Source organism: Acinetobacter lwoffii, assembly GCF_024129355.1.
Lineage (GTDB): Bacteria > Pseudomonadota > Gammaproteobacteria > Pseudomonadales > Moraxellaceae > Acinetobacter > Acinetobacter lwoffii_I.
In genome coordinates this window covers 1-15,079 of record NZ_JAMXXP010000021.1, presented here as the reverse complement: position 1 = coordinate 15,079, position 15,079 = coordinate 1, and the positions used below count along the sequence as shown (strand labels likewise).

Sequence of the window (15,079 nt, the reverse complement as noted above, 5' to 3'; positions counted from 1 at the left end):
TTTAATACACCGTATCGCGTTAAGTTTGAAGGAGTAAGAGCATGGCCTCTTCTAAAAAAGAATCTAAAGCAATGAAAATTGATATCGGGATTTCGCATGATGATCGCGCCAAAATTGTCGATGGTTTATCCAGACTTTTAGCAGACAGTTATACCCTGTATTTGATGACCCATAATTTCCACTGGAATGTCACCGGCCCCCAGTTCAACAGCCTGCACAACATGTTTATGACTCAATATACCGAGCAATGGAATGCGTTGGACATCATTGCTGAACGTATTCGTGCTCTAGGTTTTGCAGCACCCGGCACTTATAAACAGTTTGTAAAACTCACCTCCATTAAAGAAGTCGAAGGTGTGCCTAAAGCCGAAGAAATGATACGTTTACTGGTAGATGCACATGAAACTGTGGCACGTACCGCCAGAAGTATTTTTTCGATCATTGAAGAAGCCAATGATCAGCCGACCGCTGACATTCTCACGCAAAGACTGGAAGTACACGAAAAAACTGCCTGGATGCTGAGAAGCAATCTGGAACAATAAAATCGGATCGAATCTTTGAAATCAGGCTTATTCACAGGATGAAATGGAAACTTGCGGTAGTGCCATTAAAGTTCGGCTTCATCCTGACGTTTATATTAGAGGGATTTATCGGCACTCAATGATTAGATCAAGCTAAAAGTCAGGATCATTAAAATTAAACCATCAAAATTTAAGGATGTAGGCAATCGCATACATCCTTTTTTAACAAACAGATTGTTTACAGATTATTTCAATCTCATATATGGCTATCATTTTTTGAAAGCTATAAATCTGAAATATCTTTTCGATCGCTTCAAAAAATTAGCCCTCCTGGCTCCTTACAGTACAGCTTAATCTTGAGGAGAATTGCTCGAATCACTTTCAATCCGGCCATCGACCAGATTGATGGTACGATCACAAGTGGCAGACAGGCGCGGATCATGCGTGACTAAAAGTACGGCGCAGTCGCGTTCACGATGCACTTTACGAAACAGTTCAAACATATCAGCCGCGGTCTGGGTATCCAGATTACCTGTCGGTTCATCGGCCAATAATAATGCCGGCTCAGTAATCAAGGCCCGAGCAATGGCCACCCGCTGCTGCTGTCCTCCGGACAATTCATTCGGTTTACGCTCGGCAAATTTTTCCAGTCCCACTGCCGCTAGTAAATCACGTGCGCGTTGCATTGCCTGCTGATTCGGTTTGCCATGCGCCATCATTAAAGGCATGAGAATATTATCCAGTGCACTAAATGCCTGAATCAGATGGTGAAACTGAAATACAAATCCGATGCTGTTGCCGCGCAGCGCCGTACGGCCGGTATCATCCATCGCACTGGTAGGTTGTCCCAACAAATACAGCTCGCCACTCGTTGGTTTATCTAGCAGTCCCAGAATATTCAGTAAGGTACTTTTTCCAGAACCGGAAGGGCCAATAAGTGCAGCAAAGTCGTTGCGATCAATGCGCAGGTCAATGCCATGCAAGACCTCAACCTCATTGGGCTGTCCAATATTATAAGATTTTCGCAGCGCTTCCAGACGCAGAACTTCCTGAGATTGCTCAGACATGACGAATCGCCTCCACCGGGTCGAGTGCTGCTGCCCGGCGTGATGGCACCGCTGCAGCCAGTACGCCTGTTAATGTCGCCAACAATAGCGCCAAAATCACCAGTTCAATCGAAATTGGAATATAGAATAATCCCGGCCCAAAATTATTAAATACCCATACCAGACCATAACTGACTATGCTGCCCAGCACTGAACCGAGCAAGCCAAAGATTGCACCCTGAAACAGAAAAACTCTCAGGATTTGCGATTGGGTTGCACCCGTCGCCCGCAAAATACCAATTTCCCGGGTGCGCTGCACCACACTGACGGACATGACGCTGGCAATCCCGAAAGCCACTGAAATTGCGACAAAGACAATGATCATATTGGTGGACAGGCTTTGTGCAGTAATGGCATTCATCAATTGTGCATTGGTTTCAATCCAGCTTTCGGCTTTTAATGAGGTCAGGCGTCCGACTTGTGCGGCAACCTGGTCTGCCTCAAAAATATTGGCAATGGTCAGGTCAATCACCGTTACCCCGCCTGGCAGACCGAGTAAGGACTGCGCCTGCTTAAGATCCAGATAAACATAACGCGCATCCAGTTCGCGCACGCCCAGCTCAAAAATACCAGCAATATTCACCAAAGCACTATTTTGTTGGCCAGTATCTAGCCGCAACTTGCTACCGACCTGAACACCGAGGTCTTTGGCCAATTGACTGCCGATCAGTACCTCATCCGCGCCAACCCGCAACTGGCCACTGGTTAAATATTCTTTTAATGGAATGATCTGCTGATAACGCTCCAAATTCATTCCGACCAAGGCCACGGATTCAATCGCATCACCCCGTTGTACAAAGGCAGGGCCAGACACCACCGGCGAGACAGCGGTCAGTACAGGTAACTGGTCCAGTGTTTCGGTAATCTGTTGCCAATTGTTGATTGAACGCAGGCGCTGCGCCCGCTTATCTTCCTGCAATAATTGCACTGTTCCGGCGGGAGGTGACACAATCCGGTTGACTTCATCCGGTGACAACAGGCGAATATGCGCCTGTGTACCTAAGGTACGTTCGACAATATTGGCTTGCAGCCCCTGAATCAACGCGGTGATAAAGACGATCACCGCTACGCCCACAGCAACCCCGATGGTGATCATGATGGACTGCGCGCAACCCTCACGCAAAAAACTGACCGCGATTTTCCATTCGATCCAGAGCCGCCCGAATAAATTTTTCAATCGAAGTTCACCGGTAATTCATTTTTACTATTGGCCATATCAGCAGAATTCTGTAATGAACTCTGTTGTGGTTTTAAGCGAACTCTGGTGCCATCCTCCAATGAAGATTCGGCATCTGCCAGCACCTGATCACCCTCGCTCAGCCCGGTTTTCACTTCTGACATGGCCAGGCCACGCAAGCCCAAAGTAATCTGCTGACGCTGTACTTTTCCAGCACGTACCATTAAGACCACAGCTTTATCTCCTTTGATACTGCTTAAAGCATCATTCGGAATAGCCAGTGCCCGTGTTCGTTTGGCCGTCTCGACATTCACCGATACCGTCATGTCCTGACGCAGAAAATCAGGTACGGGGTTGACAGTTAACCTGACCTCTACTGTACCGCGCTGTGGGTCAATACTTGGCGCAATAAAATTGATCCGAGCTGGGAAAGACTGATCCGGATAGGCATCGCTAATGACGGTCGCATTTTGCTGCAAGGCGAGTTGCGGTAAATTCCGCTCATCTAGCGGTACCCGGATTTCTGTATTCCCTGTTAACGCAATGGTAAATAAAGTTTGTCCCGGCTGAACCAGATCACCCGGCTCGACATCGCGTGTCAGTACTGTGCCGGCGACCGCAGCCCGAATCTTGGTTTTGGCCAGTTGAGCCTGTGCCACTGCAAGCTGCTCCCGAAGCGACGCTTCTTCGACTTGACCCGCAGCCAATGCGGCTGCTTTTACCCGAGCTGTCTCATAATTATTGCGCGCGACTCTTTCTGCTTCCACAGCCTGTTCGACTTCTTCCCTCGACAGGATACCGGCTTCTGCATTACGTCGACGTGTAGCTTCTCGGCTGGCTTGCTCCAGTTGGGCTTTGGCACTGGCCAGTTCTGCTGCAGCCTGTGGCCGTCGGCTGCTTGCCAATTCGGTCAATGCCAGCTCGGCCTGTCTGACTTGGGCCAGCAATTCATCCGATTTCAATACCACCAGCAGATCACCCGGTTTAACCTGATCGCCTTCCTGCACCAGACGTTGCAGAACCACACCACTAATTTCACTGCCTACCTGGGCACGTGAAACTGTCGCAACACGTCCGGTCGCAACAACATTTTGTACCAGCGGCATGGCACTCAGCGTATAACTAGGCACCACTGGCCCCTGCCACCAACGAAATAGAGCAAACCCTACTGCCAGTAGCAATACGATAATGAGCAAAATTTTATAGCGGGCAGCGCGCAATGAGAATCTCCGGTTGATTGTTCTAATTTAAAATAAGAAAGTCAAAACTGTATTTGTTTTTCTCCTAAGGTTTAATTTACAACAAGTTTCTAATTGGAATTATAGGTATTTTGTTGAGTTTGAAAAGAATATTGAATTCCTGTCCGCTTTTTTTAGCTAGCCCTGTTTGATATCAGACTAGTCCATCTTTGGCAGATTCAGACGCGGGATCAGGTGCCAGAAAATTATATTGAGTTTAAGGAAATGAAGATGTGATCAAAAAAAACAGGCTTGATCGTGATAGAGCTCGCCTGTTCAATCGCTTGGGTGTTAATTGGATATTAGTTAAATGTTAAACAGTACGACGCAATGGCTGATCACGTTGCGCCAGACTTTCGCCCATCGGCACGAGTCGTCTATCAGGATCAATCTTTTGCCAAGGCAGGTCATTCGGGTCTGCTTTCATGGCTCCAGGCGCTTTCGCGACTAAAATGGCAGCAGCCATGTCCTGAAAATCTGCACGAAAATGTACCGAGCTTTTCACCACGATGATCGATTTATCTTGAGGCACAACACCAAAAATTCTAAACATATTACGATCGAGCAACTGGGCTTTGTAGGAACTGACTGCAATTTCAATACCATCTATTTCCAGTAATACACTCGGGCCAATATCCGCCTCAACGTCATGCATCATGGGCCCGCCATAGCTGAATTTTCCATCGCTATAGGCTTTGATTTTAAATTCAGCGCTAAATGGAGCATCCCCCGCAATACCCGATGTTCCACCCAGTTTCGCATAAAAATACTGACCAAGCTCAAGCTGATAGGCTTGCCGTACTACCACGGGATCTACGATGAGGCCAAGCAATGCATTTTTAACCTGATGCCGATGTAGCGCCGATAACATCCCGGTTGTATTCGAATCACCACTGGCTCCCGGATCGGATTATCCTGAGTATCTGCAATCACCACGGGTCTGGTCGAATGATGCTGTTGGTATAATTGTAGCGCCTGCTGCACGGCATGATCCGGTGATAAGAAATCCATATTCCAATGCGCTTCTTGTTGCAGCACATAGGCGATATAGTCTTGCATGGCCTGATCTAACTGCTCAGCATTTTCACTATAACCCCAGATACAACCACCACATTCGGCAAAGTCTGCCGCTGGAAAACCCGGCGTAAAATTCATCTGGACAGAATTATTTTGCTCTAGCTGTTCAAGTAAATTCATACAAGACTGGGTAGGTTCCAACTCGGTACATTGTGCATTCAGCGCAATCAAAAACGGTAGCTTATACATTTTCTTGTGTAGCTTTTTACCCTGGAATATTTGATACAGCACTTGGGCACAGCGTTGTCCGGTTTGGGCCATATCTACATGCGGATAGGTCCGATGATAGCAAATCAATGCATCACTATGGGCAAACATTGCCTGCGTGACATTGGCATGGAAGTCCAGACTGGCAATCACCGGAATGTCCGGCCCGACTGCTTCACGAACCCGTCTTAACAATTCGCCTTCGCCATCATCCACCTGTTCACTGACCATGGCGCCATGCAGATCCAGATACACCGCATCTGCCGGATGCTGCTGGATGCTTGCAATAATTTCATTACAGATCTGCTGGTAAGTGTCCTGCTCTACATGCGCTGAAGGTGAAGTTCCAGCCCAGATCACCGGTAAAAGTTGATACCCGAATTGTTCTGCTTGTTGAATAAAACCGCCAATCGGAATGTTCTGTTCCCAAAATTTCAGGACATCTGCGCCGCGGCTGAGCGGCGGAAATCCCCCACCCTGGACAAAATCGACGTAGCTTGCTTTGGTCGGGGCAAAGGTATTGGTTTCATGTTGAAAGCCTGCAATGATGATTTTCTTCATATCTTGAATCCTTCCTAAGCTACGTATTGATTATTTATCGACGATTAGAGCAGTGTGTGTTGTTTGCTGAGGCGCAGCTTGCTTTTTCAGTCTGAAGGTATAAATCAGGAAAGTGCCTCCGAGCATCATGATCACAGCAATCGTGAACCAGCCTGCCAGCATGGAACCGGTCATTGACTACGCCATGCCCATAATATTTGGACTGACAAAACCACCGAGTAATCCAATACTGTTAATTAAGGCAATTCCGCCTGCTGCCGCACTACCGCTTAAGTATTTCGATGGAATCGACCAGAAAATGGTATAGGCACTAAACATGAAGGCCGTTGCGGTACAGATCGCAATAAAGGACAGCAGGAAATTCGCACTGATCACCGACAATATCAAGCTGACTCCGGCCAATACCGTAGGCACTACACAATGCCATTTCCGTTCCTGCCATTTGTCCGAGCTGCGGGCAAAAATGATCATGAAAATTGCGCCGCATAAATATGGAATCGCCACCAGCCAGCCAATCATCTGCAAATTCTGGATACCGCCCGACTTCAGTAAAGATGGTAGCCAGAAGCCAATCGCATAGATCCCACAGATAATGGTGAAGTAGGCCAAGGCCATGAAATAAATCCAGGGATCCTTTAATACCGCTTTAAAATTACTATGACCAGTGGCAGACTGATGTTGGGAAATTTCTTTCACCAATAAGGCTTTGTCCTCTTGAGACAGCCATTTTGCTTGTGAAGGATGATCGGTTAAATAAAAGTACGCTACGCAACCCAATAGCACGGTTGGCACAGCTTCTAATAAAAATAACCATTGCCAGCCAGAAAGATTATAAATCTGATGAAAAGTACTCATAATTTGTGTCGATAACGGCGCACCTAACATGCCAGCCAGTGGCCCGGCCAGCATGACAATCGCCATCACGCGTGCCATGCGTGCACCAGAATACCAATAGGTCAGATAGAAAATCATGCCTGGGGCAAAACCGGCTTCGAATACACCTAGTAAAAAGCGCAAGACATAGAACATCTGCGGGGTGGTGACAAATAGCATCGACATGGAGGTCAGGCCCCACAAAATCATGATGCGGGTAATGGTTTTTCTGGCGCCGACTTTTTCAAAATACAGGTTGGTTGGTACTTCAAACAGCACATAAACTAAAAAGAATATGCCGGCTGCCATGCCATAAATTGCATCGTTAAAGCCCAGCTCCTGCTGCATTTGTAACTTGGCAAATCCGATATTGATCCGGTCCAGATAAGCAAAGAAATAACACAGCAATAAAAATGGCAGTAGCCGCCAGCTTACTTTCTTGTAAATCTGGTCTAACCGTTGTTGACGGGAAGTTATTAAATCCATCTAAAACTCCTTTTTATCTAGATCTTCTTATTGTTCAAAATCCATGTAAGCATGCTCCTGACTTGATAACAATGTAATTTATTTAGCATACTGATGCTTTAAAAGCATCAGAGTTTTTATGGACAGAAACTTGCAATTCCTTGCGCCACTGAACGGAATCAATAAAAAGCGTTTGCGTTATTTCTATACGGTGATGATGTTTGGCTCGATGCGCAAAGCGGCAGATATCCTGAATATTGAACAGTCCGCCATGAGCCGACAAATTCAACTCTTTGAATCAGAATTAAAAATAAACCTGTTCAAACGTAAGGGTCGGCATATTATTCCGACTGAAGCCGCCTATCTGGTACTTGAGTATTTCAAGGAAAATAAAAATCGTGAAAATGAATTATTTGATAGTTTATTTCAGCTGCAATCTTCTCAACTCGGCAAAGTGAACATTGTTTCAAGTGAAAGTTATATGCAACACATGATTTATGATGTACTTCGACATGTGCATTATAAATATCCAAATCTTGAAATCCAGTTAGAATTAATGAGTGCCCAGCATGTGGTACGACATATTGTGGACAGCCTGGCGCATATTGGACTGGCGTATAATCCTCCATTTCATATAGACATCAGCACCATTGCCCATAAAACAGAACCTTTTATTCTGGCTGTTCCTGCCGGTCATCCTCTTGCCAAGCTCAAGCATCGCATTTGTCTTTCCGAAATTTCAGACTATAAATTTGCCTTAATGCCCGTAGGGCATGGTTTCCGTCAGCTACTCGACAGTGAAATGGTGCGCTTACAAGTGAACCTGAATATTGGTCTGACCACCAATTCTATTTATGCCTTAAAAAATTATGTGGTGGCTGGACATGGGATTTCCGCCATGCGCTATGCAGATATCGCAGATGCGGTTAAAGAAGGTCAGGCCGTTGCCTTAACTATTGATTCCGAGCTGTGCAACACGGCTCAGACCCAATTGATGGTCCGCAAAAATACCCATTTGTCAGAGTCGAAACATTTATTAATTGAGCGTATTCGTTCTAGTTTTGATTTGCTCTTTTAAATTGCTTATAAAATTTAGGCAATAAAAAAGCCACTTAAATAAGCGGCTGATTTATAACAAGAATTTTGGTGGAGGTGGCGTCAATTGAACTCAAAACCTAACTCATTCATTTTAAAGCTCTTTTATTGAATAAAAAAATTCATTGACCCAATTTTGACCCAAATTAGATTTAGTGCATTGAATCACTTTAAAATCTTGTTCAAATCCGAATTCAGGATTTGAAGTGGCGTACGGCATTATAGCAGCAAATTACACCTAGAAATAAATGCAATGTTATAACATTTCAATTAGCTCATTATGATATTAATAATCACATCAACTTCAGTACAGTTCAATTTTTTAATTTGTACTTTTGCTTAGGACTCTTAGGCTTATCAGGAAGGGTACGTTCAATCACACCTGCTTCTAATGCTGGAGTTAAATAATTTTTTTGGAATGTGGCTCGATGGGACAAGTCCAATAGAGCCATAAGCTCAGTTAAGCTATATTCTTTCTGCTCCATATTCTGGATGAGACGTTTAACTTGATCGCTAACTTGTACGCTAGCTTGAGCGATATCTTGATCGCTGGCATCAGAACTAAGTATTGCATCTAGAATCATCTGCAAAATAAACTCAATAAAAGGTGCAGAATCTGAACGATCTGTGCTCGCTTGCAATGCATCGTAATAAGCTTTTTGGTTTTGATAAATCAAGCTTTCTACAGGGATGTTGAGAAAAATACGATTCCACTGGCTTAAGATTAAAGTTTGCCATAAACGCCCCATCCGCCCATTGCCATCAGCAAATGGATGTATAAACTCAAATTCATAATGAAATACTGAACTCTGAATTAATGGGTGCTCATTACCTTCAGCTAACCAGTGCAATAATTCTCCCATTAAACGCTGGACTTGATTTGCAGGCGGAGCCATATGCACGACTCGATCCCCTGACATCACACCAACACCGCCATGACGATACTGTCCAATTTCATCAATCAGTCCTGTCATCAATATTTGATGTGCTTTCAGCAAATGCGATTCTTGATCAGGATTCCAATCTTGAATTTCTTCATATGCCTTTAGGGCATTACGTACCTCTTGAACTTCTTTAGGTGGAGCGGTGACAGGCTTACCATTAAGGATCGCTGTGATTTGCTCTGTACTCAAGGTATTTCCTTCTATCGCTAAAGACCCTTGAATCGTTCGAATACGATTGGCTTTTCGCAATTTAAGCCTATCTTGGATTTGAGTTAATGCAGTCAAACGCCCTATTGATTCACTAATTTGTGCAATCAAGTGAATAATTTTAGAGGTGATCGTATAAGGCGGTTGATATTTCATTTGATCCCTAAACAGCGTATAAAGTTTTGTTTAATTAAACTCTAAAAGTACGAGTTTTCAAAGTTATGAATACAGCGAGATTTTATATTTGTTTACTCTCATAGATGATCTTAAACATAGACTAGATCAGTGCAGACCTTTGTCAGACTTTACATCAAGTAATATTGAAGAGGATCTTTTTCTTCGATTGATCTACAACTCGAATGCCATCTCAGGCAATAAGCTCAGTCTACTTGAAACTAAAGTTGTTTTAGAAGGAATCGCTATAGGGGGTAAAACTCTAGAAGATCATTTACAGGTCATCAATCAAAGAAAAGCTATTAATTACATTCAAAGCATCATTCGTAAAAAAGAAAACTTTTCAACAGAACAAATTTTTAACATTCATCTCATCATTTCAAATAATGTCAACATTCTACATTCGGACAGTACGCTGCCCAACTATACATCTTTAATTAAAAAAATAGCTCCACTATTGGATTGGTACAATACAGAAGCACATAAGCTTCACCCTGTTGAACGTGCTGCTAAAGTACATGTGGATTTTGTAGGCATTCATCCGTTTATTGATGCCAATGGACGTACATCGCGTCTCTTGATGAACCTTGAGTTGCTCAAAGCTGGATACCCTCCTTGCATTATTACAGTCGAAAATCGCTTAGCTTACTATGAAGCATTGGATCAATGGATGGCTTCTGGAAAGACCGAAGCATTTATTGAACTTGTTGCTGATGCTGTACTAGATGGATTTAAACCATATCAGGTTGTTTTAGGAATTTAAGTAGCTTGTACGGTAGCTTGTACGGTAGCTTGTACGGTAGCTTGTACGGTAGCTTGTACGGTAGCTTGTACAAAATATCTAAAACCTTAGGTTTGAACAAATATTTATATCCAATAAAAAAGGGACTAGAATTTTTACAGCTATTTAATGTTCGGATTGTTCATTCACGATAGAATAAAATCCTTAAAACTTAAACTTTATTAGATGAAATCATGTCATTCCGATTTAAAAAAAGTATCAAAATTATTCCAGGTATTAAGCTAAATATTTCTAAAAATGGGCTTAACAGTGTAACCATTGGAAAACCAGGAGCATCTGTCAATATTTCAAAAAAAGGGAAACAGGCTACTGTTGGTATTCCTGGTACAGGTCTGTCATATTCACAGAAATTGCCTTCTCGCATAGATACACATTCAAAATCTCCTTCCATTCCCTCGTCAGCCGAACCGAACACTAAACAGACAATTAACCCAACAAAAATAATTATGATTAGCCTTCTTGTAATATTTGCTTTCTTAATAGGTGCTGTTTTTTTCTAATAATGAGTTAATGACTAGTCAAAATATACCGTTAACCATAAACTAATTCGAAACTTCATTTTCAAAATTAAGAATATGCATATTCAAAATCAGATAAGAGATTTTTTGACATCAACTACTTCAAAAGTATTAATTATTACTGGCAGTGCAGGAACTGGAAAAACTTCTCTAATTAAAGAAATTGTAACGTATTTAAATAGCCACCAATTAGACTATTACTTACTAGCGCCAACGGGTAGAGCAGCACACAATTTACAAAATCATGTTTTTGAAGAGACTGAAATAGCTCCGACCACTATTCATTCTTTTTTGTATAAAAAAGATGATGAATCACCTCAAGACATTCCTGAAATTTTAAAATTTTCAGTAGTAGAAGAAAAAGTAGAAGACAAGGCTGTAGTCATTATTGATGAGGCTTCCATGCTTTCACATGAAGCAACGAGTGAAAAAGACTTTCTCCAATTTGGTTCTGGAAATCTATTTAAGGATTTAACTGATCACTTAGATTTACTAAATTCAAATCGTAAACTAATCCTTGTCGGTGATCCATCCCAACTTCCACCTATTAATGTATCGAAAGCTAAAGTACTCAATATAGAGTATTTACAACAGTATTTTGAGATAAACAATATAGAGCATATACACTTAAACGAAGTGCATCGCCAACTTCGAGACAGTGCTATTTTAAAATCATCAACGGCATTAAGGGATAAATTAGAAAAAAAGGATTTTTTACAACTTCCTATTGATATAGATTATGATGAAATTCAGCATTTAAATATGGATGATGCTTTAGCGAAATATCTATGGGATTATGGCAATAACTCAATATTTTTATCTTATACCAATAAAGATGTTCATAACATTAATCTTAAATTTAGAGAACTTCTAAACTTAAAACCTAGAAAATTAGAAAAGAAAGAACGTCTTATTTTGATGAAAAACTCTTGGATCAATTCTCAATATTTTTATAATGGTGATTTTTTTATCATTGAAAATTTGGGAGTTATAGAAAGTTCTACAATCAATATTCCTCAAAAACAAGGAAGTCCTATTCCTATCACTTTAGAATTTCAGGATATTGAATTAAGAAAAGAAGATTCATTTGCTAGTATCAAATGTAAAGTTTTACATCACAAAATTTGGAATGAAGAAAACGAAACTTCTACTAAAGAGCTTCAAGCTTTAGTTATTCATTTCAAACAACGCCACCCTCATTTAAAACGTGGTACTCCTGAATATAAACAAGCGATTCAAAATGATCCTTATATAAATGCCTTATATCTACGTTTTGGCTATGCTATGACTTGTCATAAAGCTCAAGGAGGTGAATGGGAAAATGTATATATTAATTTAGCTCGCCCTCAAAATGACTTAAAAACGTTAAATGGATTTAAATGGACCTATACAGCTTTAACACGGTCAAAAAAGTATGCTTATTTAATTAATTGCCCTGTTAATAATAAGGCCTTTGATCCTCAAAAACCTTTCGACACATTAATAGTTAAAATCCAAAGTCAATTAAATCAGAATGGCTTTCAATTGTTATCAACTAAACCTCTTGAATATGAACTTCAGCTATTTATCCATAAAGATAATATCAATACTAGTTTTAAAATCTATCGAAATGGCAAAATGAAAATTACTCGCCTCATGGCTATGCAACAGTCCATTCATTCCAAAGAATTAGAAGTTTTATTGAATACTTTTGTTGATACGTCTTTGGTGGAGAATTAAAAATGAACACTAGCTTTTTAGATGAACTTAATGAATCACAGCGCAAAGCCGTTGAAACTACTGAAGGGTATATTCGCTTAACTGCAGGAGCTGGTTCAGGTAAGACTCGCGCATTGGTTAGTCGCTATCTTTATCTAACTGACATTGATGGTATAAGCCCTGATAATATTTTATGTATTACTTTTACTCGTAAAGCTGCTGATGAGATGAAAAAACGCATTAGAGATATCAGTAATACCAATCTAGAAGGTGCTTTAATTAGTACATATCACGGTTTTTGCTATAAAGTTATTCGTGAAGATGCTCATCGCCTACACTTAAAAAAAGAATTTGAGATTATCGATGATAATAAATTAGAAAAAACCTTCAGAGATATTTACAAAGATTTAAATCTCACCATAAAAGATGGCGAACTAAAATCTTTACAAATGGCTCTTTTTCAATATAAATCAAATTTTCCTTATGTCACTAAAATGACAGGATTAAGTAATTATACTTATGCAGAAAACGTCTTAAACTTTAATCACCAATTAAGCAATTTATTATCCCAACCAAATTATCGATACCTAGCAGATGAAATCTCACGTTATTCTGATGTTTTAGGTCATTATTTAGCTCGACAAGTAGAATATGCAAACTATGACTTCTTTGATTTACTAGAGTTTACTTTATATTTGTTTGAAACTGATCCCTATGTATTAGATAAATGGCAAACTTGCCTTGAATACATTATGGTGGATGAATTTCAAGATAGTAGCCTTCGTGAAAAGACTTTAATTTCTTATTTGACAGGTAAACATCATAATCTTTTTGTCGTAGGTGATCCTGATCAGTCTATTTACTCGTTCAAGGGTGGAGACATTTCTGTTTTTTTAGATTTTAATAAAAACTTTCCTGATGTTATAGATTTGCAGCTCTATGAGAATTATCGATCAACTCAGCAAATTGTTGAAGTTTCAAATCAACTCATTTCAAAAAATGAGATACGTATAGATAAATCGAGCATTCCTAAACGTGGTAAAGGTGAAGATGTCACACATTTTCATTGCAAAAAAGATAAACAAGAAATGCAATTTATTGTTGATGAAATTAATAAAATCATTCAGGAAAAAACATATCAAGCAAAAGGTAAAAATACTCCATATTCATGGAAGAATATTGCCGTTATCGTCCGTTCACATCGTTCAAAAAAACCAATTGAAAGTGCTTTTGTTAAAGCTGGATTTCCCTATACCATTGCTGATGGTATAAAGTTCTATGCGAAAAAAGAAATTCAAACCGCTATTGCTTATATCAAAATGATAGAAAATGATTGCAATGAATCATTTTTAAAAAGTATTAAAGAACCCAAAAGACGTGTAGGAGAAATCTTATTAAAAAAAATTGAGCAGACTTCAGATCTAAAACTTTGTAGTTATTACGAAGCTCTTAAATACTTACAACAATCTAATGATCCTGATTTCAATAAAACTTCGGCCGGAGAATATATTGAAGTCATAGAACTCATGCGAAGTAAAAAAACATCAACAAAACTTTCGACCCTAATTCATAATGTATTAAGAGCATCAGGATATCTCAACTATTTGAGAGAAGGTACTAACGAGCAACGCATTATTAATGTAGAAGATTTAATTGATTCAGTTTTACAACTCGAAATTCGCAGGCAGCAAGATGTACCATTATCAGAATACATCGATATTCTTAATGAACATACTCGTGAAGCTGATGAAGATGAAGAAAAAGATGAAATCCAAATTATGACCATCCACTCTTCTAAAGGCCTAGAGTTTAAAGCTGTTTTTTTACCTCATTTTAATGATGGATCTTTACCAAACGCAAAATCTCTTTCAGATAGAGTCAAACTAGAGGAAGATCGTAGATTAGCTTATGTTGCTTTCACACGTGCTGAAGACTTATTGTACATCACTGAATCTGAAGGCCTTACTGAAAGAGGATCGAATAAAATCCCTTCACGTTTCTTGTTTGACTTTGATCGAAGTTTATTGAATGAGCCCTCTCCTTTAACTCAAAAATTTATCGAATCTCTACTTAAAGATTTTGCACATTCATCAGGAGATACAACAGCTCAACATGAATTAAATATTGGGGATCAAGTCAAACATCATAAATTTGGTCTAGTAACAATTAAGGCAGTGACTGATGCAAATTATATTATCCAATTTGGTGATCCTCCTATTAAAGAAAGAACTATCAGTAAAAGCTATCAATTTTCTGCAGCTGACGTAACAGCAGTCAATTTCAGCTCAGAGAAAATCTCAACTAATAATCAGTTACATGTATCAGATGTATCAGATGTATCAGATGTATCAGATGTATCAGATGTATCAGATGTATCAGATGTATCAGATGTATCAGATGTATCAGATGTATCAGA

14 protein-coding genes are annotated in these 15,079 nt (G+C 40.3%); 6 read left to right on the top strand and 8 right to left on the bottom strand.

The annotated features are described in order from the left end of the window. Positions 1-41 precede the first annotated feature (41 nt). Complete coding sequence (locus NI468_RS10640; protein WP_004646199.1) at positions 42-542, top strand: Dps family protein; 501 nt, start codon at positions 42-44, stop codon at positions 540-542. Positions 543-871: 329 nt separating this feature from the next. Here NI468_RS10640 and NI468_RS10635 read toward each other — a convergent pair whose 3' ends face one another. The 7 genes from NI468_RS10635 to NI468_RS10605 all read right to left on the bottom strand — a co-directional run bounded on the left by NI468_RS10635 (position 872) and on the right by NI468_RS10605 (position 7,246). Then, positions 872-1,588, bottom strand: coding sequence for an ABC transporter ATP-binding protein (locus NI468_RS10635; RefSeq protein WP_004646198.1), 717 nt, complete (start codon positions 1,586-1,588; stop codon positions 872-874). After that, positions 1,581-2,804, bottom strand: a complete 1,224-nt coding sequence (locus tag NI468_RS10630) for an ABC transporter permease (RefSeq protein ID WP_253101775.1) — start codon at positions 2,802-2,804, stop codon at positions 1,581-1,583. The genes NI468_RS10635 and NI468_RS10630 overlap by 8 nt, the downstream gene beginning before the upstream one ends. Next, positions 2,801-4,024 (bottom strand): efflux RND transporter periplasmic adaptor subunit, encoded by a 1,224-nt coding sequence (locus tag NI468_RS10625; protein ID WP_253101771.1) that lies wholly within the window; start codon positions 4,022-4,024, stop codon positions 2,801-2,803. The genes NI468_RS10630 and NI468_RS10625 overlap by 4 nt, the downstream gene beginning before the upstream one ends. 331 nt (positions 4,025-4,355) lie before the next feature. Continuing rightward, positions 4,356-4,913, bottom strand: a complete 558-nt coding sequence (locus NI468_RS10620; protein ID WP_228733305.1) for an MlrC C-terminal domain-containing protein — start codon at positions 4,911-4,913, stop codon at positions 4,356-4,358. Continuing rightward, the gene (locus NI468_RS10615; protein ID WP_228733304.1) at positions 4,856-5,887 is read right to left on the bottom strand and encodes a M81 family metallopeptidase; all 1,032 of its coding nucleotides are present in this window, start codon (positions 5,885-5,887) and stop codon (positions 4,856-4,858) included. Before NI468_RS10615 ends, NI468_RS10620 begins: the two co-directional genes overlap by 58 nt. A 30-nt stretch (positions 5,888-5,917) precedes the next feature. Continuing rightward, positions 5,918-6,061 carry a hypothetical protein gene (locus NI468_RS10610; protein WP_216985871.1) on the bottom strand — a complete coding sequence of 48 codons (144 nt, stop codon included), beginning with the start codon at positions 6,059-6,061 and terminating at the stop codon, positions 5,918-5,920. Between the two features lie 3 nt (positions 6,062-6,064). Further along, positions 6,065-7,246 (bottom strand): MFS transporter, encoded by a 1,182-nt coding sequence (locus NI468_RS10605; RefSeq protein ID WP_216985870.1) that lies wholly within the window; start codon positions 7,244-7,246, stop codon positions 6,065-6,067. Between the two features lie 118 nt (positions 7,247-7,364). Here NI468_RS10605 and NI468_RS10600 point away from each other — a divergent pair, with 118 nt between their 5' ends. After that, a complete protein-coding gene (locus tag NI468_RS10600; protein WP_253101769.1) occupies positions 7,365-8,303 on the top strand; it encodes a LysR family transcriptional regulator in 939 nt (312 codons plus the stop codon). A 331-nt stretch (positions 8,304-8,634) separates the two neighbouring features. Here the strand turns inward: NI468_RS10600 and NI468_RS10595 are convergent, their stop codons facing one another. Beyond that, positions 8,635-9,627 carry a Fic family protein gene (locus tag NI468_RS10595; RefSeq protein WP_180071930.1) on the bottom strand — a complete coding sequence of 331 codons (993 nt, stop codon included), beginning with the start codon at positions 9,625-9,627 and terminating at the stop codon, positions 8,635-8,637. Between the two features lie 88 nt (positions 9,628-9,715). Between NI468_RS10595 and NI468_RS10590 the strand changes: the two genes are divergently transcribed. From NI468_RS10590 to NI468_RS10575, 4 genes are all read left to right on the top strand, one after another. Beyond that, a complete protein-coding gene (locus NI468_RS10590) occupies positions 9,716-10,408 on the top strand; it encodes a Fic family protein (RefSeq protein WP_004730429.1) in 693 nt (230 codons plus the stop codon). Between the two features lie 212 nt (positions 10,409-10,620). After that, on the top strand, positions 10,621-10,947 hold the full coding sequence (locus tag NI468_RS10585) for a DUF4236 domain-containing protein (protein WP_004730431.1): 327 nt from the start codon (positions 10,621-10,623) through the stop codon (positions 10,945-10,947). Positions 10,948-11,022: 75 nt separating this feature from the next. Further along, positions 11,023-12,684 carry an ATP-dependent DNA helicase gene (locus NI468_RS10580; protein WP_276534292.1) on the top strand — a complete coding sequence of 554 codons (1,662 nt, stop codon included), beginning with the start codon at positions 11,023-11,025 and terminating at the stop codon, positions 12,682-12,684. A gap of 2 nt (positions 12,685-12,686) precedes the next feature. Further along, positions 12,687-15,079: ATP-dependent helicase (locus NI468_RS10575; RefSeq protein WP_253101763.1), on the top strand; the 2,393-nt coding region annotated here is incomplete at its 3' end.

Excerpts from the sequence above, each read along its gene's own strand:
- NI468_RS10640 (WP_004646199.1), top strand. The coding sequence starts at position 42 with ATGGCCTCTTCTAAAAAAGAATCTAAAGCAATGAAAATTGATATCGGG.
- NI468_RS10635 (WP_004646198.1), bottom strand. The coding sequence starts at position 1,588 with ATGTCTGAGCAATCTCAGGAAGTTCTGCGTCTGGAAGCGCTGCGAAAA.
- NI468_RS10620 (WP_228733305.1), bottom strand. The coding sequence starts at position 4,913 with ATGTTATCGGCGCTACATCGGCATCAGGTTAAAAATGCATTGCTTGGC.
- NI468_RS10615 (WP_228733304.1), bottom strand. The coding sequence starts at position 5,887 with ATGAAGAAAATCATCATTGCAGGCTTTCAACATGAAACCAATACCTTT.
- NI468_RS10610 (WP_216985871.1), bottom strand. The coding sequence starts at position 6,061 with ATGACCGGTTCCATGCTGGCAGGCTGGTTCACGATTGCTGTGATCATG.
- NI468_RS10605 (WP_216985870.1), bottom strand. The coding sequence starts at position 7,246 with ATGGATTTAATAACTTCCCGTCAACAACGGTTAGACCAGATTTACAAG.
- NI468_RS10600 (WP_253101769.1), top strand. The coding sequence starts at position 7,365 with ATGGACAGAAACTTGCAATTCCTTGCGCCACTGAACGGAATCAATAAA.
- NI468_RS10595 (WP_180071930.1), bottom strand. The coding sequence starts at position 9,627 with ATGAAATATCAACCGCCTTATACGATCACCTCTAAAATTATTCACTTG.
- NI468_RS10585 (WP_004730431.1), top strand. The coding sequence starts at position 10,621 with ATGTCATTCCGATTTAAAAAAAGTATCAAAATTATTCCAGGTATTAAG.
- NI468_RS10580 (WP_276534292.1), top strand. The coding sequence starts at position 11,023 with ATGCATATTCAAAATCAGATAAGAGATTTTTTGACATCAACTACTTCA.